General features: G+C 73.1%; 22 protein-coding genes. 14 read left to right on the plus strand and 8 right to left on the minus strand.

The window, feature by feature from the left end:
- The first annotated feature begins 16 nt into the window (after positions 1 to 16).
- The 3 genes from ACFVWW_RS31000 to ACFVWW_RS31010 all read left to right on the plus strand — a co-directional run bounded on the left by ACFVWW_RS31000 (position 17) and on the right by ACFVWW_RS31010 (position 3,302).
- A complete protein-coding gene (locus ACFVWW_RS31000; protein WP_386877827.1) occupies positions 17 to 1,288 on the plus strand; it encodes a PucR family transcriptional regulator in 1,272 nt (423 codons plus the stop codon).
- Positions 1,289 to 1,382: 94 nt separating this feature from the next.
- Positions 1,383 to 1,970, plus strand: coding sequence for an ArsR/SmtB family transcription factor (locus tag ACFVWW_RS31005; RefSeq protein ID WP_386877826.1), 588 nt, complete (start codon positions 1,383 to 1,385; stop codon positions 1,968 to 1,970).
- A gap of 75 nt (positions 1,971 to 2,045) precedes the next feature.
- Positions 2,046 to 3,302, plus strand: a complete 1,257-nt coding sequence (locus ACFVWW_RS31010; protein WP_386877825.1) for an MFS transporter — start codon at positions 2,046 to 2,048, stop codon at positions 3,300 to 3,302.
- Positions 3,303 to 3,331: 29 nt separating this feature from the next.
- On the opposite strand, the gene ACFVWW_RS31015 is transcribed toward ACFVWW_RS31010, so the two are convergent.
- Positions 3,332 to 3,964: a TIGR03085 family metal-binding protein gene (locus tag ACFVWW_RS31015; RefSeq protein ID WP_384188072.1), complete on the minus strand. Its 633-nt coding sequence runs from the start codon at positions 3,962 to 3,964 to the stop codon at positions 3,332 to 3,334.
- An 85-nt stretch (positions 3,965 to 4,049) separates the two neighbouring features.
- On the opposite strand from ACFVWW_RS31015, the gene hisI reads away from it, so the two are divergent.
- The 11 genes from hisI (at position 4,050) to lgt (ending at position 13,115) form a co-directional block, all read left to right on the plus strand.
- On the plus strand, positions 4,050 to 4,427 hold the full coding sequence (gene hisI, locus ACFVWW_RS31020; protein ID WP_384188069.1) for a phosphoribosyl-AMP cyclohydrolase: 378 nt from the start codon (positions 4,050 to 4,052) through the stop codon (positions 4,425 to 4,427).
- Positions 4,428 to 4,450: 23 nt separating this feature from the next.
- Positions 4,451 to 5,962: an anthranilate synthase component I gene (locus tag ACFVWW_RS31025; RefSeq protein ID WP_386877824.1), complete on the plus strand. Its 1,512-nt coding sequence runs from the start codon at positions 4,451 to 4,453 to the stop codon at positions 5,960 to 5,962.
- 62 nt (positions 5,963 to 6,024) lie between these two features.
- On the plus strand, positions 6,025 to 6,765 hold the full coding sequence (locus ACFVWW_RS31030; RefSeq protein WP_386877823.1) for a TIGR02234 family membrane protein: 741 nt from the start codon (positions 6,025 to 6,027) through the stop codon (positions 6,763 to 6,765).
- Between the two features lie 141 nt (positions 6,766 to 6,906).
- Complete coding sequence (locus ACFVWW_RS31035; RefSeq protein ID WP_386877822.1) at positions 6,907 to 7,218, plus strand: HGxxPAAW family protein; 312 nt, start codon at positions 6,907 to 6,909, stop codon at positions 7,216 to 7,218.
- A 99-nt stretch (positions 7,219 to 7,317) separates the two neighbouring features.
- Positions 7,318 to 7,764: a DUF2752 domain-containing protein gene (locus ACFVWW_RS31040; RefSeq protein WP_386877924.1), complete on the plus strand. Its 447-nt coding sequence runs from the start codon at positions 7,318 to 7,320 to the stop codon at positions 7,762 to 7,764.
- A 184-nt stretch (positions 7,765 to 7,948) separates the two neighbouring features.
- A complete protein-coding gene (trpC, locus tag ACFVWW_RS31045) occupies positions 7,949 to 8,758 on the plus strand; it encodes an indole-3-glycerol phosphate synthase TrpC (RefSeq protein ID WP_384188063.1) in 810 nt (269 codons plus the stop codon).
- A gap of 67 nt (positions 8,759 to 8,825) precedes the next feature.
- Positions 8,826 to 8,996: a tryptophan biosynthesis modulator TrpM gene (gene trpM / locus ACFVWW_RS31050; RefSeq protein ID WP_386877923.1), complete on the plus strand. Its 171-nt coding sequence runs from the start codon at positions 8,826 to 8,828 to the stop codon at positions 8,994 to 8,996.
- A gap of 129 nt (positions 8,997 to 9,125) precedes the next feature.
- Entirely contained in the window at positions 9,126 to 10,364 is a 1,239-nt protein-coding gene (gene trpB / locus ACFVWW_RS31055) for a tryptophan synthase subunit beta (RefSeq protein ID WP_384188060.1), read from the plus strand.
- Entirely contained in the window at positions 10,361 to 11,173 is an 813-nt protein-coding gene (gene trpA / locus ACFVWW_RS31060; protein WP_386877821.1) for a tryptophan synthase subunit alpha, read from the plus strand. Before trpB ends, trpA begins: the two co-directional genes overlap by 4 nt.
- A 76-nt stretch (positions 11,174 to 11,249) precedes the next feature.
- Positions 11,250 to 12,092, plus strand: coding sequence for a thioredoxin domain-containing protein (locus tag ACFVWW_RS31065; protein ID WP_386877820.1), 843 nt, complete (start codon positions 11,250 to 11,252; stop codon positions 12,090 to 12,092).
- Between the two features lie 69 nt (positions 12,093 to 12,161).
- Positions 12,162 to 13,115 carry a prolipoprotein diacylglyceryl transferase gene (gene lgt, locus ACFVWW_RS31070; protein ID WP_384188053.1) on the plus strand — a complete coding sequence of 318 codons (954 nt, stop codon included), beginning with the start codon at positions 12,162 to 12,164 and terminating at the stop codon, positions 13,113 to 13,115.
- Positions 13,116 to 13,207: 92 nt separating this feature from the next.
- Here lgt and ACFVWW_RS31075 read toward each other — a convergent pair whose 3' ends face one another.
- Genes ACFVWW_RS31075 through ACFVWW_RS31105 form a run of 7 tightly spaced genes read right to left on the minus strand, consistent with a single transcriptional unit; the run spans position 13,208 to position 21,081 of the window.
- On the minus strand, positions 13,208 to 13,948 hold the full coding sequence (locus ACFVWW_RS31075; RefSeq protein ID WP_384188123.1) for an HpcH/HpaI aldolase/citrate lyase family protein: 741 nt from the start codon (positions 13,946 to 13,948) through the stop codon (positions 13,208 to 13,210).
- Between the two features lie 47 nt (positions 13,949 to 13,995).
- A complete protein-coding gene (locus ACFVWW_RS31080) occupies positions 13,996 to 15,249 on the minus strand; it encodes a CaiB/BaiF CoA transferase family protein (RefSeq protein WP_386877819.1) in 1,254 nt (417 codons plus the stop codon).
- Complete coding sequence (gene rbsK / locus ACFVWW_RS31085; RefSeq protein ID WP_386877818.1) at positions 15,246 to 16,130, minus strand: ribokinase; 885 nt, start codon at positions 16,128 to 16,130, stop codon at positions 15,246 to 15,248. Before rbsK ends, ACFVWW_RS31080 begins: the two co-directional genes overlap by 4 nt.
- Positions 16,127 to 17,626, minus strand: coding sequence for an ADP-ribosylglycohydrolase family protein (locus ACFVWW_RS31090; RefSeq protein ID WP_384331461.1), 1,500 nt, complete (start codon positions 17,624 to 17,626; stop codon positions 16,127 to 16,129). The genes rbsK and ACFVWW_RS31090 overlap by 4 nt, the downstream gene beginning before the upstream one ends.
- Positions 17,623 to 18,834: an ADP-ribosylglycohydrolase family protein gene (locus tag ACFVWW_RS31095; RefSeq protein ID WP_384188042.1), complete on the minus strand. Its 1,212-nt coding sequence runs from the start codon at positions 18,832 to 18,834 to the stop codon at positions 17,623 to 17,625. Before ACFVWW_RS31095 ends, ACFVWW_RS31090 begins: the two co-directional genes overlap by 4 nt.
- Entirely contained in the window at positions 18,749 to 20,059 is a 1,311-nt protein-coding gene (locus tag ACFVWW_RS31100) for an ADP-ribosylglycohydrolase family protein (RefSeq protein WP_384331455.1), read from the minus strand. The genes ACFVWW_RS31095 and ACFVWW_RS31100 overlap by 86 nt, the downstream gene beginning before the upstream one ends.
- Complete coding sequence (locus ACFVWW_RS31105; protein ID WP_386877817.1) at positions 20,056 to 21,081, minus strand: ADP-ribosylglycohydrolase family protein; 1,026 nt, start codon at positions 21,079 to 21,081, stop codon at positions 20,056 to 20,058. The genes ACFVWW_RS31100 and ACFVWW_RS31105 overlap by 4 nt, the downstream gene beginning before the upstream one ends.
- Between the last annotated feature and the right edge of the window lie 44 nt (positions 21,082 to 21,125).

Below are 21,125 nucleotides of genomic sequence, written 5' to 3' on the forward strand. Positions count from 1 at the left end.
CCCGGTGGAGGCCGCAATGCCGCACGTCATACGCACGCGGGTCAGAGCACCGCACGCGCCGTCGACCGCCCTGCCGGCCGCGTGGGCCACCCCTTCGCCGCGCAGCCGCCCCCGCTCCCCGGTCGACGCGGAGGCCGTCGCCGTACTGCACCGCGCCGCCCGGGCGCTGCTCGATGACCTGGCCGGGCTGACCGACCGGCTGGTCGCGGCGCTGCGCGAGCAGGAACCGGCCTACCGCGCGGCGATCGAGACCGACGCGGCCGAGGTGTGGCAGGAGGTGCACCGCTCCCTGCGGCACAACATCGGTTCCCTGATCCAGCCCAGGGAGTCCCGGGACGCCGCCTGCCGCACCTCCTGGCGCATCGGCGCCTCCCGGGCCGAACAGGGCCTGCCGCTCGACGCGTTGCTGCACGCGTTCCGGCTGGGCGGCGCCATGGTGTGGCAGGGGCTCGTCGACGAGACGGCCCGCAGCCATCCCGACGAGATCCGGCTGCTCATCCATGTCGCGGCGCAGGTCTGGAACTTCGTGGACGAACACTGCGGCCTGGTCGCCGACGCCTACCGGCAGACGGAGCGGCGGCTCGCCTGGCGCCGCGAGAACCGGCTGCGGCTGATGACCGCGGCGCTCCTCGACGGCACGGCGCGCATCGCCGACCTCCCGGACGCCGCGGCGATGCTCGATCTCCCCGAGCACGGGCGGTACGTGGTACTGGCGGTGACGGGCTCCCGCACCGGCCCGCCCGTCACGCTGCCGCCCGGCACCCGGGCGCTCTGGCACACCTCGCCCGAAGCGGAACACGCGATCGTGCTGCTGGGGCCGCAGGCGCCGGTCGAGGAGGCGGCCGCCCTGGAGGTGCCGCCGGGCGTCCGCGTGGGGGTCAGTTCCGCCGTCGAGGGGCTCGCCGCCCTCGGGGACGCGCGCCGGCTCGCCGGGACCGCGCTCGGGACCTGTCCGCGCGGGGGCGGGGTCGTACGGCTGGAGGACCATCTCCCGGCCGCGCTCGTCGTCTCCTCACCGGGGCTGGGCGCCGCCCTGGCCGACCGGGTGCTCGGACCGCTGGACCGGCTGGACCCCGGCGACCGCGACGTACTGCTGGCGACGCTGACGGCCTGGTTCGATTCCGACGGCTCCGCGCGGCGCGCGGGGGCCCGGCTCTACTGCCACCGCAACACGGTCCTCAACCGGCTGCGCCGCTTCGAACAGCTCACCGGCCGCTGTCTGTCCCGGCCGTCCGACGCCGTGGAGATCTCCCTCGCGCTCGCCGCGCGGCGGCTGCTCGGAACCTGACCCCGCGCGGCCCGCCGGTCCGTCCCGAGGTCCCGCAAGTTTTATTGCGCAATTTATATTGCGCAACTTTCCTTTCCTGTTTAGGGTCGGAACCATGGCAGACACGGACCCCCGCAGGATCACGGATCTCGACACCCTCAAGGCGTTCGGTCATCCGCTGCGCATGAAGCTCTACCGGATGCTCTACATCGCGCGCTCGGCCACCGCCTCGCAACTCGCCGACCAGGTGGACGAGGCCGTGTCACTGGTCAGCTACCACCTGCGCAAGCTCGCCGATCACGGGCTGATCGAGGAGGCCGAGCAGCAGGGCACGGACGGCAGGGAGCGCTGGTGGAGGACCGCCTCGCAGGGGCTGAGCTTCCATGACGAGGACTTCACCGACGCCCCGGAGAAGGCCGCCACCCACGCCGCCGTCGGCCGGATGTCCTTCGAGCAGCGCTCCGATCTCTACCGCGGCTATCTCGACACGCAGGGCGCCTGGGACGCGGACTGGCGCCGCGCCGCCTTCAGCAGCGAATACCTGGCCCCGCTCACCGCCGGGGAACTCGCCGCGCTCAGCCACGAGATGCACGAGCTGGTCAAGAAGTACGAGGCGGCGGGCCGGGCCGCCGAGGACGCGGGCGACACGGCGGGACGCGAGAACGTCGCACTGCACCTGTACGCGTTCCCGTTCCGCACCTGAGCCCTGCGCCCCGATCCCCGAGCCCAGAGCCCAGAGACCTCCGAGCCCTGAGACCCCCGAGAGGATCACACCGTCGTGAGCGCGACCGTCATACCCACGCCCGCCGCACCGGTCTCCCCGCGCCCCGCCCACCGTGACGGCAACGTCCTGCGCTGGCTCAGCGCCTACACCGCCTCCATGGTCGGCGACAGCGTCTACTACATGGCGCTGTCCTGGGCCGCGACCCGCACCGGCAGCCCCGCACAGGCCGGACTTGTGCTCGCCGTCGGTTCCGTACCGCGCGCCGTGCTGATGCTCGGCGGGGGAGTGCTCGCCGACCGGTTCGGCCCGCGCCGGGTCGTCATCGGCAGCGACACCGCGCGCTGCGTCTTCATCCTGGGGATGGCGGCCGCGCTGCTGTTCACCACCCCCACCCTCTGGCTGCTGGTCGCGGTCGCGCTGGTCTTCGGCGCCGTGGACGCGCTCTTCCTGCCCGCCGTCGGCGCCCTGCCGCCCCGGATCACCGCACCCGGCCAGCTGGCGCGCGTCCAGGGGCTGCGCGGACTCGCGGCGCGCGTCGCCGGCGTCACCGGGGCGCCGCTCGGCGGACTCGCGGTGGCGCTCGGCGGCTCGGTGACCGCCTTCGCCGTGGCCGGGGCGCTGTTCGCGGTGTCGATCCCCCTGCTTCTCTCGGTACGGATCGCCCCGCAGCCCGCCAAGGCCCCGGGAGACGGCGCGCCGGACACCGCCTGGAGCGAACTGGTCGACGGGCTGCGCTACATCCGCCGCCATCGCGTGCTCGGCCCGCTCGTGCTGGTCGTCGCCGTCGGTGAACTGGGCTTCGTCGGCCCGCTCAACATCGGGCTGACCCTGCTCGTCCAGGAGCGCGGCTGGGGCGCCGACGGCATGGGCTGGATCGTCGCGGCGTTCGGGGTCGGCGCGGGCGTCAGCGCACTGGCGCTGACGGTACGGGGGCGGGTGCCGCGCGCCGGACTCGTCCAGACCGCCGGGCTGGCCGCCGGATCTGTCGCGGTCGCCTGCCTCGGGTTCGCGCCCTCGATCGCCCTGGCCGTCGTCGCGGGCGTCTTCATCGGGCTGCTGGCAGGGCTGAGCGGCGCGCTGACCGGAGCCCTCCTCCAGACGGCGGCCGACCCGGAGTACCTGGGCCGGGTCACCTCCGTCGCGACCCTCTTCTCGCTGGGCATCGCGCCGCTCTGCTACCCGCTCACCGGCGCGGCGGTCGGGCTGTGGGGAACCGGTCCTGTCTTCGCCGTCAGCGCGGCGGTGTGCGCCACGGGCGGCCTGATCGGCTTCGCCTTCAAGGCCCTCCGCCGCGCCGAACTACCGGGCTGACGCTCGGAGCCGTACCGCCGTACCACTCCCTAGATGCCGAGCTTGGCCTCCTGCAGCCGCTCGATCGCGTCCTTGTCGCCCTCCAGCTGCACATCCGCCGCGCCCTGCCGTCCGAACGCGAAGAGCACCAGCTCGCCCGGTTCACCGGTGACCGTCACCACCGGCGTGCCGCGGTGGGCCACGCTCGTCTGGCCGTTCGGGCGGCGCAGCACCAGGCCCACCGGGGACTTCCGGCCCAGCAGCCGGCCGCCCTTCTCCAGCCGCGACCACAGCGTGTTCGCGAAGACGCCGTCCAGCTCCCGCGGCGTCCAGTCGGGCTGCGCCCGCCGGACATCCTCGGCGTGGACATAGAACTCGACGCTGTTCGCCGCCTCGTCGATCTGCTTGATGCCGTACGGGGACAGCCGCGGCGGTCCCGTACGGATCAGCTGGATCAGCTCCTCGTACGGCTTCGTGAGATATTCGCGCTGGACCCGCTCCAGACGGTTCCTGAGCGCGGCGAGCACCGTCCCGCCCGCCGCGTCGGGGCGGCGCTCGCGCACCACCACATGGGCCGCGAGGTCCCGGGTCAGCCAGCCGTCGCACAGCGTCGGCGCATCGGGGCCCGTCGCCTCCAACAGGTCGGCGAGCAGAAGTCGTTCACGCTTTGCATGGGTCGACATGTCCGCAAGCCTACGGTGGCCCCGCCCCGTCCGCCCAGTGGACGTCCGTCCCACCCCGCCGTCCGGGCGCGGCACAATGGGCCGTATGACAGGCACGACCCCGGCCCCGGGCCCGACCGGCGGACTCGACCCCGCCCTCGCCGGCCGCCTCAAGCGCAGCGCGGACGGACTCCTCCCCGCCATCGCCCAGCAGTACGACACCGGTGAGGTGCTCATGCTCGGCTGGATGGATGACGAGGCCCTGCACCGCACCCTGACCACCGGCCGCTGCACCTACTGGTCCCGCAGCAGGCAGGAGTACTGGGTCAAGGGCGACACCTCGGGCCATGTCCAGCACGTCAAGTCCGTCGCGCTGGACTGTGACGCCGACACGGTCCTGGTCCAGGTCGACCAGGTGGGCGCCGCCTGTCACACCGGCGCGCGCACCTGCTTCGACGCCGACGTCCTGCCGCTCGGGCAGTGAACCGGACAGTAGGGTCAGCGGCCATGGATCTCGACACCTTCCGCAAGCTGGCGGTGGACCGCCGCGTCATCCCCGTCAGCCGACGGCTCCTCGCGGACGGCGACACCCCGGTCGGCCTGTACCGCAAGCTCGCCGCCGAGCGCCCCGGCACCTTCCTGCTGGAGTCCGCGGAGAACGGCCGCTCCTGGTCCCGTTACTCCTTCATCGGCGTACGGTCCGCCGCCACACTCACCGAGCGCGACGGCGGCACCCACTGGCTCGGCACCCCGCCCGTCGGCGTCCCCGTCGACGGCGACCCGCTGGCCGCGCTGCGCGCCACCGTGGAGACCCTGCACACCCCCCGCGACCTCGCCTCCGGCATGCCGCCCTTCACCGGCGGCATGGTCGGTTATCTCGGGTACGACATCGTCCGCCGCCTGGAGAAGATCGGCGAGCACGCCCGCGACGATCTGCGCATCCCCGAGCTGACCATGCTGCTCACCTCGGACCTCGCCGTGCTCGACCACTGGGACGGCACGGTCCTGCTGATCGCCAACGCGATCAACCACAACGACCTCGATACCGGCGTGGACGAGGCGTACGCGGACGCGGTCGCCCGGCTCGACGCCATGGCCGCCGACCTCGCCGAGCCGGTGCGTTCGGCGCCCACCGCGCTGCCCGCCTCTGAATTGCCCGAGTACACCGCGCTCTGGGGCGGCGCCGACTACCAGGCCGCCGTCGTCGACATCAAGGAGCGGATCAGGGCCGGCGAGGCCTTCCAGGTCGTCCCCTCCCAGCGCTTCGAGACGCCGTGCACCGCGAGCGCGCTCGATGTCTACCGGGTGCTCCGGGCCACCAACCCGAGCCCGTACATGTATCTCTTCCGCTTCCCCTGCGAGGACGGCGGCGCCTTCGACGTCGTCGGCTCCAGCCCCGAGGCACTGGTGAAGGTCGAGGACGGCCACGCGATGGTCCACCCCATCGCCGGCACCCGGCCGCGCGGCGCGACCCCGCAGGAGGACCAGGCCCTCGCGGACGAACTGCTCGCCGACCCCAAGGAGCGCGCCGAGCATCTGATGCTCGTCGATCTCGGCCGTAACGACCTGGGCCGGGTCTGCCGGCCCGGCAGCGTCGAGGTCGTCGACTTCATGTCGGTCGAGCGGTACTCCCACGTCATGCACATCGTCTCGACCGTCACCGGGCGGGTCGCGGACGGCCGCAGCGCCTTCGACGTCCTGACCGCCTGCTTCCCCGCGGGCACCCTCTCCGGGGCGCCCAAGCCGCGCGCCATGCAGATCATCGACGAGCTGGAGCCCACACGGCGCGGACTGTACGGCGGCTGCGTCGGCTATCTCGACTTCGCCGGGGACTCCGACACCGCCATCGCCATCCGCACCGCCCTGCTCCGCAACGGCACGGCGTACGTCCAGGCGGGAGCGGGCGTCGTCGCCGACTCCGACCCGGTCTCCGAGGACACCGAGTGCCGCAACAAGGCGGCCGCGGTGCTCCGTGCCGTACACACGGCGAACCGGCTTGAACGGGGCGTAGAGCGGTAACGACCTGGTGCGCGATGGCGTCGGGGGCCCGCCGCCTATCGTGCACCAGGTCGTAAGGGATAGTGGGGTGCGTGAGTGCCGTACCCGTACCCCAGCCCCGTACCGCCGCCCCGTCGGACACCGCCCCCTCGGCCGCCACGCCGTCGGACGCCACCCCGGCCGCCGCCGCGAGCGGCCGCCGCGCTCTCGCCGCGGCTCTGTTCCTCGGCGCAGTCGGCGCCGCCGTGGTGCTGATCGCCTCGGGCCAGATCTGGGCCGAGGGCACCGCTGCCGTCGGCGGCGGTTCCGTACCCCTCGACGCCGACGGCCGTGATGTCACCGGCGTTCCCGCCGCCCTCGCCGTCGTCGGCCTCGCGGCGCTCGTCGCCGTCTTCGCCGTCCGCGGCGCCGGCCGGCTGCTGGTCTCCGCGCTGCTCGCGCTGAGCGGCGCGGGCGCGGCCGCCGCCGCGTTCCTCGGCGCCTCGGACCGCTCGGCCCTGGACGAGCTGGCCGCGCGGACGACCGGCGACACCGCCGCCACCGTCGACGCGCTGTCGCACACCGCGTGGCCGTATCTGACCGGCGCGGGCGGTGTGCTGATCCTGCTCGCGGGGCTGCTGGCCCTGGGATACGGCAGGCGCTGGCCCGCCATGTCCGGCCGTTACGACCGTCCCGGCGGCGCCGGGGCGGGCGGTTCCGCCGCCCCCGGCGGGAGCGGCGCGGACTCCCGTGCCGCCCGCCGGACGCCGGTCGTGGACCCCGATCGTCCCGAGGACCTGTGGAAGGCCCTGGACCGTGGCGAGGACCCGACGCGCGAGAGCTGACAGCCTGCCGGGCCGGGCCGTATGGGGTGGGTCACATGTGGCGGACCCAACCAGCCCCCCGGCGCTGTTCGGGCAGGGCATGCGGGACAATGTTCGGTGAGCGTCCGACTCACACAGCGCATCAGCAACGAGGAGCAACTCATGGCGGGCAGCAGCCACGGACACACCCCGGCGGCCTGGACCGGTGTCACCATCTCCTTCATCGGCTTCTGCATCTCGGGAGTCTTCATGGTGGCCGCGAACCAGCTCGGCTTCTGGGCCGGCCTCGTGGTCGTTCTGCTCGGTGGTGTCGTCGGTCTGGGGATGAAGGCCGCCGGCCTCGGCATGCCCAAGGAGTCCACGGAGCTGGCGCAGGCCAGGGCCCAGGTAGGACAGTCGCAGTCCGCCGAGGCGCGGACTCCGGCCGAGACCCGGACCCAGGAGAAGGCTCCGGCAGCGGCGCAGACCGTCTGACCGGCCGGGCTCCGCCCCAGACGCAGTCCGGCGAGACCGGGCTGCGTCTTTCTGGCTGCGTCTTTCTGTATGGGCAGCGACAATCACCGGGTGGACGTCATGCCGAGGCCCTCCGGGCCAGTCCCCGCCGGGCCCGCGCGGCCGGCGGCTTCGTTCGTGCGCCGGCTTCTTCCGCCGCTCGCCACCCTCGCCGGGGTCGCCGCCGCCTGCACCTACGTGGGCCTCGTCGACCCGAATGAAACCGGCCACTATCCGGTCTGTCCGCTCTACGCCATCACCGGTGTCTACTGCCCGGGCTGCGGCGGTCTGCGCAGCGCGCACGCCGTCGCGCACGGCGATCTGGCCGCCGCCCTCGGCGACAACGCGCTGGCCGTCGCCGGCTACGCGCTCTTCGCCGTCGTCTGGGTGGTCTGGGTGGCACGGGCCAGGAAAGGGCTCCCCCTGCGGATCACCCTCCCGCCCGTCGCGTGGTGGGCGCTCGGCGGGGTGGCCCTGATCTTCAGCGTGGTCAGAAACCTGCCCTTCGGCTCGTCGCTTGCCCCGTGAAGGACCAGGGAGTGGGATGCTCGGCCCACCGGATGCGGGTCCTTCGGCCACTTCCGGCTAGCATCAATATGGCTGATCCTGCACCAACGGCTGACTTGATCATCACCCGTACCTGATGCGCATGCGTGTCCGCACTGGACGCGGCCGCGTATCGACATCACCGTCCCGGAAGGGGGCCGCTCGCGTGAGTGTGCTCGACGAGATCATCGAAGGCGTCCGCGCCGACCTCGCAGAGCGGCAGGCGCGCGTCGGCCTTGACGAGCTCAAGGAGCGCGCGGCCAGGGCGCCCCAGGCCAAGGACGCCCTCGCCGCGCTGCGCGGCGAAGGCGTGCAGGTGATCTGCGAGGTCAAGCGCTCCAGCCCGTCGAAGGGCGCGCTCGCCGCCATCGCCGACCCGGCGGGGCTCGCCGCGGACTACGAGGCGGGCGGCGCCGCCGTCATCTCCGTGCTGACCGAGCAGCGGCGCTTCGGCGGTTCGCTCGCCGATCTGGAGGCCGTACGGGCCAAGGTCGACATCCCGGTGCTGCGCAAGGACTTCATCGTCACCTCGTACCAGCTGTGGGAGGCGCGGGCCTACGGCGCCGACCTCGTGCTGCTGATCGTCTCCGCGCTGGAGCAGGCGGCGCTGGTCTCGCTCATCGAGCGGGCCGAGTCGATCGGGCTCACCCCGCTCGTCGAGGTGCACGACGAGGACGAGGTCGAGCGGGCCGTGGCGGCGGGCGCGAAGATTATCGGTGTCAACGCGCGCGATCTGAAGACCCTGAAGGTCGACCGCGGCACGTTCGAGCGGGTCGCACCCGAGATTCCGGCCGGCATCGTGAAGATCGCCGAGTCGGGGGTGCGGGGTCCGCACGACCTGATCGCGTACGCCAACGCCGGGGCCGACGCCGTGCTCGTCGGCGAGTCGCTGGTCACCGGGCGCGACCCGAAGGGCGCCGTGGCCGATCTCGTCGCCGCGGGAGCCCACCCGGCGTTGCGGCACGGGAGGGACTGACCTCACCGTGGCCCCTGTCGCCGAAGTCCGTACACCGGGTATCCGGCCGAGCCTGCGCTCGGCCGGTATGTCGGCGTGCGTGCCGCACGCGCCGCTGGCGCGCGGGTGCCGCCCGCGCGGCTGCCGGGCGCCGGCGCGACGGGTGCACGGACGGCGGGTCCGGTATGTGATCGGGGACGAGCCCGGTCAGGTCAACGGGATGCGATGGCGCGAGCGGCCGCGCTGTGAAATGAGCTGAGCCGAGCCCGCGTGGGGTGCCGGTGCCGTGCGTTCGACGTGCGGTGCCATGCCTCCGTGGTCGCGTGCGCGGCTGACTCGCTCATGGCGCATACGGTGATCCAACCCGTTGCTTCTGAGGAGTTCTGGCATGTCCAGCGAGTTTTTCATTCCCGATCCCGAGGGTCGTGTTCCCAACGCTGAGGGGTACTTCGGCGCCTTCGGCGGCACCTTCATTCCCGAGGCGCTCGTCGCCGCCGTCGACGAGGTCGCCGTCGAGTACGAGAAGGCGAAGGGCGATCCCGCCTTCGCCGCCGAGCTGAACGACCTCATGGTCAACTACACCGGCCGGCCCAGCGCGCTGACCGATGTCCCGCGCTTCGCCGAGCACGCCGGGGGCGCCCGGGTGTTCCTCAAGCGGGAAGACCTGAACCACACCGGATCGCACAAGATCAACAATGTGCTGGGCCAGGCATTGCTGACGAAGCGGATGGGCAAGACCCGGGTCATCGCCGAGACCGGCGCCGGTCAGCACGGCGTCGCCACCGCGACCGCCTGCGCGCTGTTCGGGCTCGAATGCACCATCTACATGGGCGAGATCGACACCGAGCGCCAGGCCCTGAACGTGGCCCGGATGCGGATGCTCGGCGCCCAGGTCGTCCCCGTCACCTCCGGCAGCCGGACGCTGAAGGACGCCATCAACGAGGCGTTCCGTGACTGGGTCGCCAATGTGGACCGTACGCACTACCTGTTCGGCACCGTCGCGGGGCCGCACCCCTTCCCCGCGATGGTGCGGGACTTCCACCGGGTCATCGGCGTCGAGGCCAGGCGGCAGATCCTGGAGCGGGCCGGGCGGCTGCCCGACGCCGCCGTGGCGTGTGTGGGGGGCGGGTCCAACGCGATCGGGCTCTTCCACGCGTTCATCCCCGACGCGGGCGTACGGCTGGTGGGCTGCGAGCCCGCCGGGCACGGCATCGAGAGCGGTGAGCACGCCGCCACGCTGACGGCGGGCGAGCCCGGGATCCTGCACGGCTCGCGTTCGTACGTGCTACAGGACGAGGAAGGCCAGATCACCGAGCCGTACTCGATCTCGGCCGGGCTCGACTACCCGGGCATCGGCCCCGAGCACGCGTATCTCAAGGACAGCGGGCGGGGCGAGTACCGGGCGGTCACCGACGACGACGCGATGCGGGCGCTGCTGCTGCTGTCGCGTACGGAGGGCATCATCCCGGCGATCGAGAGCGCGCACGCGCTGGCCGGTGCGCTGGAGCTGGGGCAGGAGCTCGGGAAGGACGGGCTGATCGTCATCAATCTCTCCGGACGCGGCGACAAGGACATGGACACGGCCGCCCGCTACTTCGGGCTGTACGACGGCGAGGGCACGAAGTGAGCGGGAACATCCAGCTGCTGAGCGACACGCTCGCGGCCGCGAAGTCCGAGAACCGGGCCGCGCTGATCGCCTATCTGCCGGCCGGTTTCCCGACCGTGGACGGGGGGATCGAGGCGGTGAAGGCCGCCTTCGACGGCGGCGCCGATGTGGTCGAGGTCGGGCTGCCGCACAGCGACCCGGTGCTCGACGGGCCGGTCATCCAGACCGCCGACGACATCGCGCTGCGGGGCGGTGTGAAGATCGCCGATGTGATGCGTACGGTCCGTGAGGCATACGAGGCGACCGGCAAGCCGGTGCTGGTGATGACGTACTGGAACCCGATCGACCGGTACGGCATCGAGCGGTTCACCACCGAGCTGGCCGAGGCGGGCGGCGCCGGGTGCATCCTGCCCGACCTGCCCGTGCAGGAGTCCGCGGTGTGGCGCGAGCACGCCGAGAAGCACGGCCTCGCGACGGTCTTCGTGGTCGCGCCGAGCAGCAAGGACGAGCGGCTGGCGAAGATCACGGCGGTGGGCAGCGGCTTTGTGTACGCCGCCTCGCTGATGGGCGTCACGGGCACGCGCGTGTCGGTCGGCGCGCAGGCTCAGGACCTGGTGCGCCGTACCCGTGCGACCACCGCGATGCCGGTCTGTGTCGGGCTCGGCGTCTCCAACGCCGAGCAGGCGGCGGAGGTCGCGGGCTTCGCGGACGGCGTGATCGTCGGCTCGGCCTTCGTGAAGCGGATGCTGGACGCGCCCGACGAGGCCGCCGGGCTGGTGGCCGTACGTGAGCTGGCGGGCGAGCTGGCGCAGGGCGTTCGCAAGCGCTGACGGGTGATCTCACCCGTACGGGTGGAACTGGGACCGGGGAGGTGCGTACGCGCCTCCCCGGTTCGTTGCTGAGGGCGTGAGCGAGAAGAACCGTGAGGCAAAGCGGAGCGCGAGAGAGCGGCTCCAGCAGGAACGTGAAACGCACAGGACGCGGGAGAAGCGCAGGCGCGCGCTGATCGTGACCGCGGCGGTGGTCGGAGTGCTCGGCCTGGCCGCGGTGATCGGACTGATCGCCGCGAACACCGGCAAGGACAAGACCAGCGTCGCGGCAGGACCGGTGGCCGCGCCCTCGGGTGCGAACGGCAAGGACGAGCTGGCGATCCCGGTGGGGGCGACGGACGCGCCGTCGACGCTCACGGTGTGGGAGGACTTCCGCTGCCCGGCCTGTGCCCAGTTCGAGAACGGCTTCCGTGACACGATCCACCGGCTGGAGAAGGCGGGACAGCTCAAGGTCGAGTACCACCTCGCCACGATCATCGACGGCAACATGGGCGGCAGCGGCTCGCTGCGCGCCGCCAATGCCGCGGCCTGCGCCCAGGACGCCGGCCACTTCTCCGCGTACCACGACGTGCTGTACCAGAACCAGCCGCCGGAGGCGGACGACGCCTTTGCCAAGGAGAGCCATCTGCTGGAGCTGGCGGGCAAGGTCGACGGACTGGAGTCGGCGCCCGGTTTCCGCGAGTGCGTGGACGGCGGGCACCACGACGAGTGGGTGAAGAAGTCCGCCGAGGCCTTCCAGAAGGGCTCCTTCAGCGGGACGCCGACCATCCTGCTCAACGGCGAGTCGGTCTTCCCGAAGAAGGGCACCGAGAACATCACTCCCGACAATCTGAAGAAGTGGGTCACGGAGGCCAATAAGGGCAAGAAGCCGGGCACCGCCACGCCCTCGGTCCCGCCCGGGGCGACGCCTCAGGCCTGAGCTCGTTATCCAGAAGTTGCCGGGCGGGACGCCGTACGTCCCGCCCGGCCATGTAGCGTCGGTGCTGCCATGGAACTTGCCTACATTCCCAGCCCGTCGACCGGAGTGCTCCATCTCGGACCACTTCCGCTGCGCGGCTACGCGTTCTGCATCATCATCGGTGTCTTCGTCGGCGTCTGGTACGGCGGCAAGCGCTGGGTCGCCCGGGGCGGCAAAGCCGGCACCGTGGCCGACGTCGCCGTCTGGGCGGTGCCCTTCGGCCTGGTCGGCGGGCGGCTCTACCATGTGATCACCGACTACCAGCTGTACTTCAGCGACGGTGAGGACTGGGTCGACGCCTTCAAGATCTGGGAGGGCGGCCTCGGTATCTGGGGCGCCATCGCGTTCGGCGCGGTCGGTGCCTGGATCGGCTGCCGGCGCCGCGGCATCCCGCTCCCGGCGTACGCGGACGCCATCGCGCCCGGCATCGTCATCGCCCAGGCCATCGGCCGCTGGGGCAACTGGTTCAACCAGGAGCTGTACGGCAAGCCGACCGATCTGCCCTGGGCGCTGAAGATCACCTCGGGTACGAACCGGGATCCGGGCCTCTACCACCCGACGTTCCTGTACGAGTCCCTGTGGTGCCTGGGCGTCGCTCTGCTGGTCGTCTGGGCCGACCGCCGCTTCAAGCTGGGACACGGGCGGGTCTTCGCCCTCTATGTCGCGGCGTACTGCGTGGGCCGCGCCTGGATCGAGTACATGCGGGTCGACGAGGCGCACCACATCCTGGGCGTCCGGCTGAACGTCTGGACGTCGGCGGTCGTCTTCCTGCTGGCCGTCGTCTACATGATCGTCTCGTCGCGGGTACGGCCCGGGCGCGAGGAGATCGTGGAGCCGGAGGCGGTGGAGACGCCGAAGGACGCGAAGACCGAGAAGGACGCGAAGAGCGAGCAGGACACGAAGGACGCGCCCGACGACGCGGACGGCTCCGTGGAGAAGCCGGAGAAGACCGACGACGTCGCCGAGGCGGCCGAGAAGAGCTGACGGGCGCCGAGGGTGCCCCCAGGGCCGCCGGACCTTCTGGGTCCGGCGGCCCTTGTGCGTCTCCGGGCATCCGCTGTCTCCAGCGACGCCCCCTAGCGATCCGCCAGGGACAGGGTGCGGCGGGCGGCCGCCACGATCGCCGCGTCCACGAAACGGCCGTCCGACAGCGCGTGCGCGCCGGCGTCCCGCGCCGCCGCCTCAAGGATCTCCTCGGCCTCTCCGATCTCCCGGGGCGTGGGCAGAAAGGCCCGCTCGATGACCGGCAGCTGACGCGGGTGGATCGCCGCCCGCCCCAGCAGGCCCAGCGCGCGGCCCCGGACGCAGGACGCCGCGAGCCCGTCCAGGTCCCGGACATCGGGAAACACCGACTGGGCCGGTGGCGCCAGGCCCGCCGCGCGGGCCGCGACCACGACCCGGCCGCGCGACCAGTCGAGTCCGGTGTCGTGCCGTACCCCCAGGTCGGCGCGGAGGTCCGCCTCGCCCAGCGCGATGCCCCGGACCGACGGGTGCGCCGACGCGATGACATGCGCGTGCTCCACGGCGAGGGCCGATTCGAGCAGCGCGTACAGCGCGAGGTCCGGGGCGCGCGACGCGACGCGGTGGATGTCGGACGCCTGGGTGACTTTCGGCAGGCGCAGTCCTGACAGTCCCGGGAGGCCGACCAGCGAGGGGAGGTCCTGCGAGTCGGCGATCCTGACATGGACCGGGACCGGGTGGGCCGCGGCCAGGAACTCGGCGGTGGCGGTACGCGCGTACTCCTTGCGCTCGGGAGCCACCGCGTCCTCCAGATCCACGATCACCACATCCGCGCCGTAGGAGAGCGCCTTCGCCATCACCTCCGGACGGTCCCCGGGGACGTACAGCCAGGTGAGAGGGATGGTCACAGGGCGCCGTCCGAGCGGAGCGCGGCGATCTCGGGCGCGGACAGACCCAGCTCCTCCAGGATCGCGTCGGTGTCCGCGCCGTGCGGGCGGCCCGCCCAGCGGATGGCGCCCGGGGTCTCGGAGAGCCGGAAGAGGACGTTCTGCATCCTGAGGGGGCCGAGCTCGGGGTCGGGGACCTCCGTGATGGTGTCCAGCGCCCGGTACTGGGGATCGTCCATGACATCGCGGATGTCGTAGACGGGCGCGATGGCCGCCTCGGCCTTCTCGAACACCGCCATGGCCTCCTCGCGGGAGTGCCGGGCGAGCCAGCCGCCGACCGCTCCGTCCAGTACGTCGGCGTGCTCGGCGCGGCCGCTGCCGGTGGTGAACCAGGGCTCCTCGATCAGCTCGGGGCGGCCGACCAGACGCATGACGCGCTCGGCGACCGACTGGGCGGAGGTGGAGACCGCCACCCACGAGCCGTCGGCGGTGCGGTAGGTGTTGCGCGGGGCGTTGTTGCGCGAGCGGTTGCCGGTGCGGGGCTGCACATAGCCCAGCTGGTCGTACCAGAGCGGCTGCGGCCCCAGCACGGTGAGGATCGGCTCGATGATCGCCAGGTCCACGACCTGGCCACGGCCCGTCGCGGCCCGGCCGTTGAGCGCGGTCATCACCGCGTACGCCGTGGCCAGCGCCGCGATCGAGTCGGCGAGACCGAAGGGCGGCAGCGTCGGCGGCCCGTCCGGCTCACCCGTGACGGCGGCGAACCCGCTCATCGCCTCGGCGAGGGTGCCGAAACCGGGGCGGTGGGAGTACGGGCCGAACTGGCCGAACCCCGTCACGCGCGCCAGGACCAGCCGGGGGTTGACCGAGGAGAGTTCGTCCCAGCCCAGGCCCCATCTCTCCAGGGTGCCGGGGCGGAAGTTCTCGATGATCACATCGGCTTCGGTGGCGAGCCGCAGGAGAAGGCGGCGGCCGCCGGGGGTGGAGAGATCGAGGGTGAGGGTGCGTTTGTTGCGGCCCAGCAGCTTCCACCACAGCCCTACGCCGTCCTTGGCGGGGCCGTGTCCGCGCGACGGGTCGGGGCGGGTGGGGTGCTCGACCTTGATCACCTCGGCGCCGAAATCGCCGAGCATCGTGGCGGCCAGCGGTCCCGCGAAGAGGGTCGCGAGATCGAGGACGCGCAGACCGGAGAGGGGCGGATCCCCCGGGGCGAGAACAGGGGCGAGAACGGGGTCGGAAGCGGGCGCGGGGGCGTGGACGGGCGCGGTCATCGGGCCTCGATCTCGGTGCGGTACGGCATGGAGGTGGACGCCCCGTGGCGCTGGACGCAGAGCGCGGCGGCCGCCGAGGCCCAGGCCATCGCCCGGGGCATCGGGCTGCCCTCGCAGAGCGCGACGACGAGGGCGCCCACATATGTGTCACCGGCGCCCGTGGTGTCCACCGCGTCGACCCGGGGCGCCGGCACGGCCACCGGCCGCGCGCCCCGGGCCGCGTACAGACTGCCCGCCGCCCCGAGCGTGATCACGACCTCCGGGACCTGCCGCAGCAGCGCCTCGGCCGCCGCGTGCGGGTCGGCGATTCCGGTGAGGGTGGCCGCTTCGTGTTCGTTGGGGACCAGGAGATCGATGACGCCGAGCAGTTCGGGCGGCAGCGGCTGGGCGGGGGACGGCGTGAGCACGGTCCGCACGGAGTGGCGGCGGGCCGCCTCCGCACCGGACAGCACGGCGCTCAGGGGCAGTTCCAGCTGAAGGAGCAGGGCGTCGGCGGTCTCGATGAGGGTCTCGTCACCGAGGCCGAGGCAGGTGACGGTGCCGTTCGCGCCGGGGACGACGACGATCGCGTTGTGGCCTTCGTCGTCGACGACGATATGGGCGGTGCCTGAGGGGCCTTCCGCCGTGCGCAGGAGATCGATGTCGACGCCGGAGGCGGTGAGCGTGTGCCGGAGCTCCTCCCCGAACCCGTCCGCGCCGACCGCGCCGATCATCGCCACGTCGCCGCCCGCGCGCGCGGCGGCGACGGCCTGGTTGGCGCCCTTGCCGCCGGGGATCGTACGGAACTCACGGCCCGTGACGGTCTCCCCGAGTTTCGGGGCGCGCGCGGTGTACGCGACAAGATCCATATTGGTGCTGCCGAGCACCACGATGGCGGTCATGGGCGGAGTGCCTCCCTGTGGGTCGTGCGGGTCGCGTGGCCGCTGGGGGTGGTCGCTGTCCTGGTCAGTTCCGCGAGAGTGTCGAAGCCGATGTCGTCGAAACCGCCGACGGAGCTGGCGAGCCGGTTCTTGAGCGGCGCGGTCCACCGCTCGGGCAGCCTGGCCGGGTGGCCGGCCAGCAGCCCGGCGATGGAACCGGCCGTCGCGCCGTTCGAGTCGGTGTCCCAGCCGCCCGACACGGCGCGGCAGATGGAGTCGCCGAAGTCGCCGTCGGCATGGGTCAGGGCGGCGGCGAGCAGGGCGGCGTTCGGGATGGCATGGACCCAGTGGTAGTGGCCGAAGGTGGAGTGGAGCAGATCGGCGACGGTATCGAAGCCGGCGTGGGCGCGGGCGGATTCGATACCGAAGCGGACGGCTTCGGCGAGCCGGGAATGCGGCGGTACGACGGACAGCCCGGCCCGCAGGCAGGCGTGCACGTCCGCGCTGTCGGCCGCGGCGGCGATGGTGGCCGCGATGAACATCGCGCCGTACACCCCGTTGGCCGTATGGGTGAGGGTCGCGTCCCGGTGCGCCTGCTCCGCGGCCGCCGCGGGGTCGCCGGGATGCGTCCAGCCGTGCACATCGGCGCGAATGGCCGCCCCGATCCACTCCCGGAACGGATTGTGGTGCCGGGCGGTGTACGGCGGCTCGATCCCGGCGAGCAGATTGCGGTACGCGACGCGCTCGGCCGTGAACGTACGGCCCGCGGGCAGCTCGTCCAGCCAGACGCGCGCCACCTGCGCGGTGGTGAAGTCCCTGCCGTGGCGCTGGAGGAGGAGCAGATTGAGCAGGGGGTAGTTGAGGTCGTCGTCCTCGGGCATCCCGTCGATGTTCTCGGCGAGCGAGGTCGGCGCGGAACGCCGGTTCCAGGGGTACGCGGCGGCGAGGTCCGGGGACAGCCCCTCGGCGGTGAACCAGGTGTGCAGCGGCCAGTTGCCGGTGGCGCGGGCGAGGGCCCGGATGCCGTGCAGGGGCAGCTTCTCGACGGGCTTGCCGAGCAGACAGCCGACGGCCCGGCCCAGCCACGCCGCGTGCAGCTGGAGGACGGTGAGGGCGGGGCGTACGTCTCTCGGTCCGGCGGCGGGCGTGAGTGCGGCGGCCGGGCCGGTGCCAGGTCCGGGGCCGGTGCCGGGGCCGTCCGGGTGCGGTTCGTGCCCGCCCCGGCCGTCCGGCCACGACGGGCACGCCGCCCTGATCGCCGGCAGATCCGTCGGCTCCGCCTCCGCCGACGGCGACGGCAGCTGCTGCAGTTCGTCGAGCAGCTGCCGGGCCAGCGCGCGCAGCCGCGCGGACGCCCGGTCCGGCGTCACGCCCGCGCGGTCCGGCGCGGGGTGGCCGCCCGCCGCGTGCCAGCGGCGGGCGATCCGTGTCGTGTCGCGGCCGTCCTCCGACGCCTGGCGCAGTTCATGGCCGATCAGGTCCTCGGGCTGGACCCAGGTGAGCCGCAGGTCGGTCATCGTGCCTCCGTCAGCCGGGCGAACGCGCTCTCGTGTGCGCGGCGCCGTTCCGTGTCGCGGCGGAAGATCTCGTACGCCACCTCTGTCAGCGCCCGCGCGGGGGCGTGCAGATCGAGTCGGCTCGCCTCGGCCACGCGTGTGGCCCAGTCGTCGGGGACCGCCCGCTCACCGCCCAGCGCCCCCGCGAGCGCGCCGCTCATGGTGGCGATCGAGTCGCAGTCCCTGCCGTAGTTGACCGAGCCGAGCACCGTACGGCGGTAGTCGCCTGCGCCGATCAGCATCATGCCGAGCGCGATGGGGAGCTCCTCGATGGAGTGCAGCCGTGAGGGGCGGCGGGCGCCCAGGGACGGCGAGCGGTAGGCGGGGCCGACCGTGTCGAAGGGGGCAACCGCGTCGCGCAGCCCGCGCAGCGCGGACTCCGTGTCGCGGTGCCGGGCGGCGACCTCGCACACCGCCTCGATCGCGGCGCGCGTGCCGTCCTTGGCGAGGGCGAGACAGGTCTCGACGACCGTCGTGGGCGTGGCGCCCGGGAGGCAGGCCGCCGCGACCGCCGCGGCGAACACCCCGGCGGCCTCCCGTCCGTACGAGGACTGGTGCGCGCCCGCGAGGTCGATCGCCTCGGCGTACGCGGCCGCCGGATGGGCCGCGTTGACCAGCCCCACCGGTGCCATGTACATCGCCGCACCGCAGTTGACGATGTTCCCGGTGCCCGCTTCGCGCGGGTCGACATGGCCGTAGTGGAGGCGGGTGACGATCCACTTCTCGGCCAGGAAGATCCGCTGGAGGGGCAGCGCCTCGGCCTCCAGCTCCGGGATCCAGCGAGGGGTGGAGATCAGGTCGGGTACGAGATGGTCGGCGACCGCGTACGCGTCGAGATGGTCGCGGACGCGCTCGTACACCCGGATCAGCGCCTGCGTCATCAGGGTGTCGTCGGTGACGTGGCCGTCGCCCTTGTGGTACGGGGCGAGGGGGCGGGCCGTACGCCAGTCCTCGTGCCACGGCCCGACGATGCCGGTCACGCGGCCGCCGTGGCGTTCCACGATCTGGGCGGGGGAGTACCCCTCGACCGGGCCGCCGAGCGCGTCACCGACGGCCGCGCCGATCAGGCAGCCGGTGATCCGGTCATCGAGTGGGAGCGCTGTCGTGGGCGGGGCGGCGGCCTGAGCCGGTGGGGGAGGAGCCGTGGGGGGAGTGCTGAGCGTCGTCATGTCGGAATTGTCCACCCGAGGTGGTCAGTTCCGTGGCTGTCAGCAGCCCGGCGAGTTCGACCAGATCGGTGCCGGCGAGCCGGGGGAGCGCACACCCCGCCAGCACGCGGCAGGCGTCCCGCCAGGCGACCGGTACGGCGTCGCCGCCGCCGAGCGCGCCGGTCAGCGCGCCGGCCAGGGCGGGCGCGGAGTCGGCGACCCTGGAGAGACAGGCGGCGGCGGGCACCGCCGCGGTGACATCGCCGCCGGCCGCGAGGGTCAGGGCGAGGGCGACCGGGACGGTCTCCGCCGCGGCGATGCCGTAGCTGTAGACATGGTCGACGATCTGATGCTCCAGCAGCGGCACGAGAGCGAAGGCGCCCGCCGGTTCCCCGGCGAAGTCGCGGGCCAGTTTGAGGGCGTGGCGGGCGTTGCGGCCGATCTCCGTCGTCTCGGGGAGCTGGGCGAGGGCGGCGTCCACGGCGGCCTCGGGGTCCGCGCCGCCGAGCGCGGTGGCGATGGCCGCGGCCATGGCGCGGGCGCCGTGGACACCGTCGCCGTCCTGGGTGTAGCGCGCGTCGAACTCGGCGAGTTCGGCCGCGGCCCACGGGTCGCCGGGGTGGACGACGGCGAGGACGACGGCCCGTACGCAGGCGGCGTCGTCGAAGTAATGAGGGTTGTCGTGGCCGGTGGCGGGCGGGCGCAGGCCGGTGGCGAGGTTGCCGAGGCCCGCGCGTACGGAGATCCGGGCCCGCAGGGGCAGCACGGCGGACTCGACCTCGGGTGCCCGCTCGGCGGCCGCGGCGATCTCGGCGGCGAGGGAGTTCCAGGCGAGATCGACGGCGGCCCGCATCCGGCGGTCGGCGCCGAGACCGTGGAAGAGGTCACCGGCGGCGGTGAGCACGGACTCGGCGGTGAAGGCGGCCCATTCGGCGTCGTCGGAGGGGCCGAGCCTGAGCGGCTCGGGGGGCTGGTTGAGCGCGATGGGCACGGGGAGCGTGGTGGTCGCGTTCTGCTCGGCGAAGGTGTCCAGCTCCCGGGTGAGCCGCCTGGTCCACTCGGGCATCCGCGCTGCCCGGTGCCGGGCGGCCGGCCATCCGGCGGCGTCCCCGGAGGCCAGCCCGAGGAGGAGCCCCTCGATCCGGCGGACGGGGCCGCCACCGCCGCCGAGCAGCGGGCCGGCCGCCCCGCTCCCGGCCGGCGCGTAGGCCGCCCGCCTGGTCTCGTCTTCCTGGTACGTCGTCATGACTCCGCCTGTTCGTCGTCCGGGGTGAGCAGGTCCGCGATGTCCAGGACGTGGTAGCCGCGCATCGACGGCAGGCAGCTGCCCCGCACCGGGCCGATGACCGAGGCCCATTCGGGCGGGATCGCGTCGGCCCCGGACATGGCTCCGGCCAGGGCGCCCGCGACCGCCGCCGTGGTGTCCGCGTCGCGGCCCATGTTGACGGCCGTGAGCACCGACCTACGGAAGTCCCCGCGGGCCGCCGCGAAGGCTCCGAAAGCCAGTCCCACCGCCTCGGGGGCCAGATCGGTCCAGGGATAGCCGCCGATGACCACCGAGGAGCGGACCGCGCGCTCCATCGTGAGGGTGTCGGGGTACTCCCGGTGCGCGGCGACGACACCGCGGCGCAGGGTGCGGGCCGTCCAGGAGTCCATCGGTACGACGGAGAGCGCGGCGGCGATCACCGAGGACGGGCCGGCGCCGGTCATCGCGGCCGCGACTCCGGCGGCCACCGCCCGGCCGCCGTAGATGCCCTCGCCCTCATGGCTGACGCGGCCGTCGACGGCGACCAGCCGGGCGGCCTCCCGGGGGCGGCCCGCCGCGAAGACGCCGAAGGGGGCCGCGCGCATCGCGAGTCCGTCGCTCCAGGCGTGCCGGTGCTGGGCCGTGATGGGCGCGGCGAGTCCGCGTCTGAGGTTCTCCAGCGTGCCGCGTTCGCTGAAGCCCGCGCCGCGGAACGGGCCCTCGTCGAGGTCCGCGATCCAGTGGTGCCAGGCGGCCTCGACATGGGCGACGGTCAGGGCCGAGCCGTGCCGGGCGAGCAGCAGTCCGGAGAAGATGGCGTACTCCGTGTCGTCCGTACCCGCCGGACTGTCGGACACGAAGCCCTCGATACGCCCCCAGCGGCGCCGGATCTCCGAGGGCCGCATGTTCTCCGCGGGAGCGCCGAGCGCGTCGCCCACGGCCAGACCGAGCAGTGCGCCGCGCGCCCGGTCGCGGAGTACCGCGCCCGCGGCGGAGGCGGGGTCGCGTGCCGTCAACTCCATCGTGTGGCCCTTTCGCGCGAGCCGGTGGTCCCTGCATCTGTGCC

This window comes from Streptomyces sp. NPDC058198 (genome assembly GCF_042882605.1).
GTDB lineage: Bacteria > Actinomycetota > Actinomycetes > Streptomycetales > Streptomycetaceae > Streptomyces.

What these genes read in the sequence shown, in the direction of transcription:
- ACFVWW_RS31000 (WP_386877827.1), top strand. Translation starts at nt 17, where the DNA reads ATGCCGCACGTCATACGCACGCGGGTCAGAGCACCGCACGCGCCGTCG.
- ACFVWW_RS31005 (WP_386877826.1), top strand. Translation starts at nt 1,383, where the DNA reads ATGGCAGACACGGACCCCCGCAGGATCACGGATCTCGACACCCTCAAG.
- ACFVWW_RS31015 (WP_384188072.1), bottom strand. Translation starts at nt 3,964, where the DNA reads ATGTCGACCCATGCAAAGCGTGAACGACTTCTGCTCGCCGACCTGTTG.
- hisI (WP_384188069.1), top strand. Translation starts at nt 4,050, where the DNA reads ATGACAGGCACGACCCCGGCCCCGGGCCCGACCGGCGGACTCGACCCC.
- ACFVWW_RS31025 (WP_386877824.1), top strand. Translation starts at nt 4,451, where the DNA reads ATGGATCTCGACACCTTCCGCAAGCTGGCGGTGGACCGCCGCGTCATC.
- ACFVWW_RS31035 (WP_386877822.1), top strand. Translation starts at nt 6,907, where the DNA reads ATGGCGGGCAGCAGCCACGGACACACCCCGGCGGCCTGGACCGGTGTC.
- ACFVWW_RS31040 (WP_386877924.1), top strand. Translation starts at nt 7,318, where the DNA reads ATGCCGAGGCCCTCCGGGCCAGTCCCCGCCGGGCCCGCGCGGCCGGCG.
- trpM (WP_386877923.1), top strand. Translation starts at nt 8,826, where the DNA reads ATGTCGGCGTGCGTGCCGCACGCGCCGCTGGCGCGCGGGTGCCGCCCG.
- trpB (WP_384188060.1), top strand. Translation starts at nt 9,126, where the DNA reads ATGTCCAGCGAGTTTTTCATTCCCGATCCCGAGGGTCGTGTTCCCAAC.
- lgt (WP_384188053.1), top strand. Translation starts at nt 12,162, where the DNA reads ATGGAACTTGCCTACATTCCCAGCCCGTCGACCGGAGTGCTCCATCTC.
- ACFVWW_RS31075 (WP_384188123.1), bottom strand. Translation starts at nt 13,948, where the DNA reads ATGGCGAAGGCGCTCTCCTACGGCGCGGATGTGGTGATCGTGGATCTG.
- ACFVWW_RS31080 (WP_386877819.1), bottom strand. Translation starts at nt 15,249, where the DNA reads ATGACCGCGCCCGTCCACGCCCCCGCGCCCGCTTCCGACCCCGTTCTC.
- rbsK (WP_386877818.1), bottom strand. Translation starts at nt 16,130, where the DNA reads ATGACCGCCATCGTGGTGCTCGGCAGCACCAATATGGATCTTGTCGCG.
- ACFVWW_RS31090 (WP_384331461.1), bottom strand. Translation starts at nt 17,626, where the DNA reads ATGACCGACCTGCGGCTCACCTGGGTCCAGCCCGAGGACCTGATCGGC.
- ACFVWW_RS31095 (WP_384188042.1), bottom strand. Translation starts at nt 18,834, where the DNA reads ATGACGACGCTCAGCACTCCCCCCACGGCTCCTCCCCCACCGGCTCAG.
- ACFVWW_RS31100 (WP_384331455.1), bottom strand. Translation starts at nt 20,059, where the DNA reads ATGACGACGTACCAGGAAGACGAGACCAGGCGGGCGGCCTACGCGCCG.
- ACFVWW_RS31105 (WP_386877817.1), bottom strand. Translation starts at nt 21,081, where the DNA reads ATGGAGTTGACGGCACGCGACCCCGCCTCCGCCGCGGGCGCGGTACTC.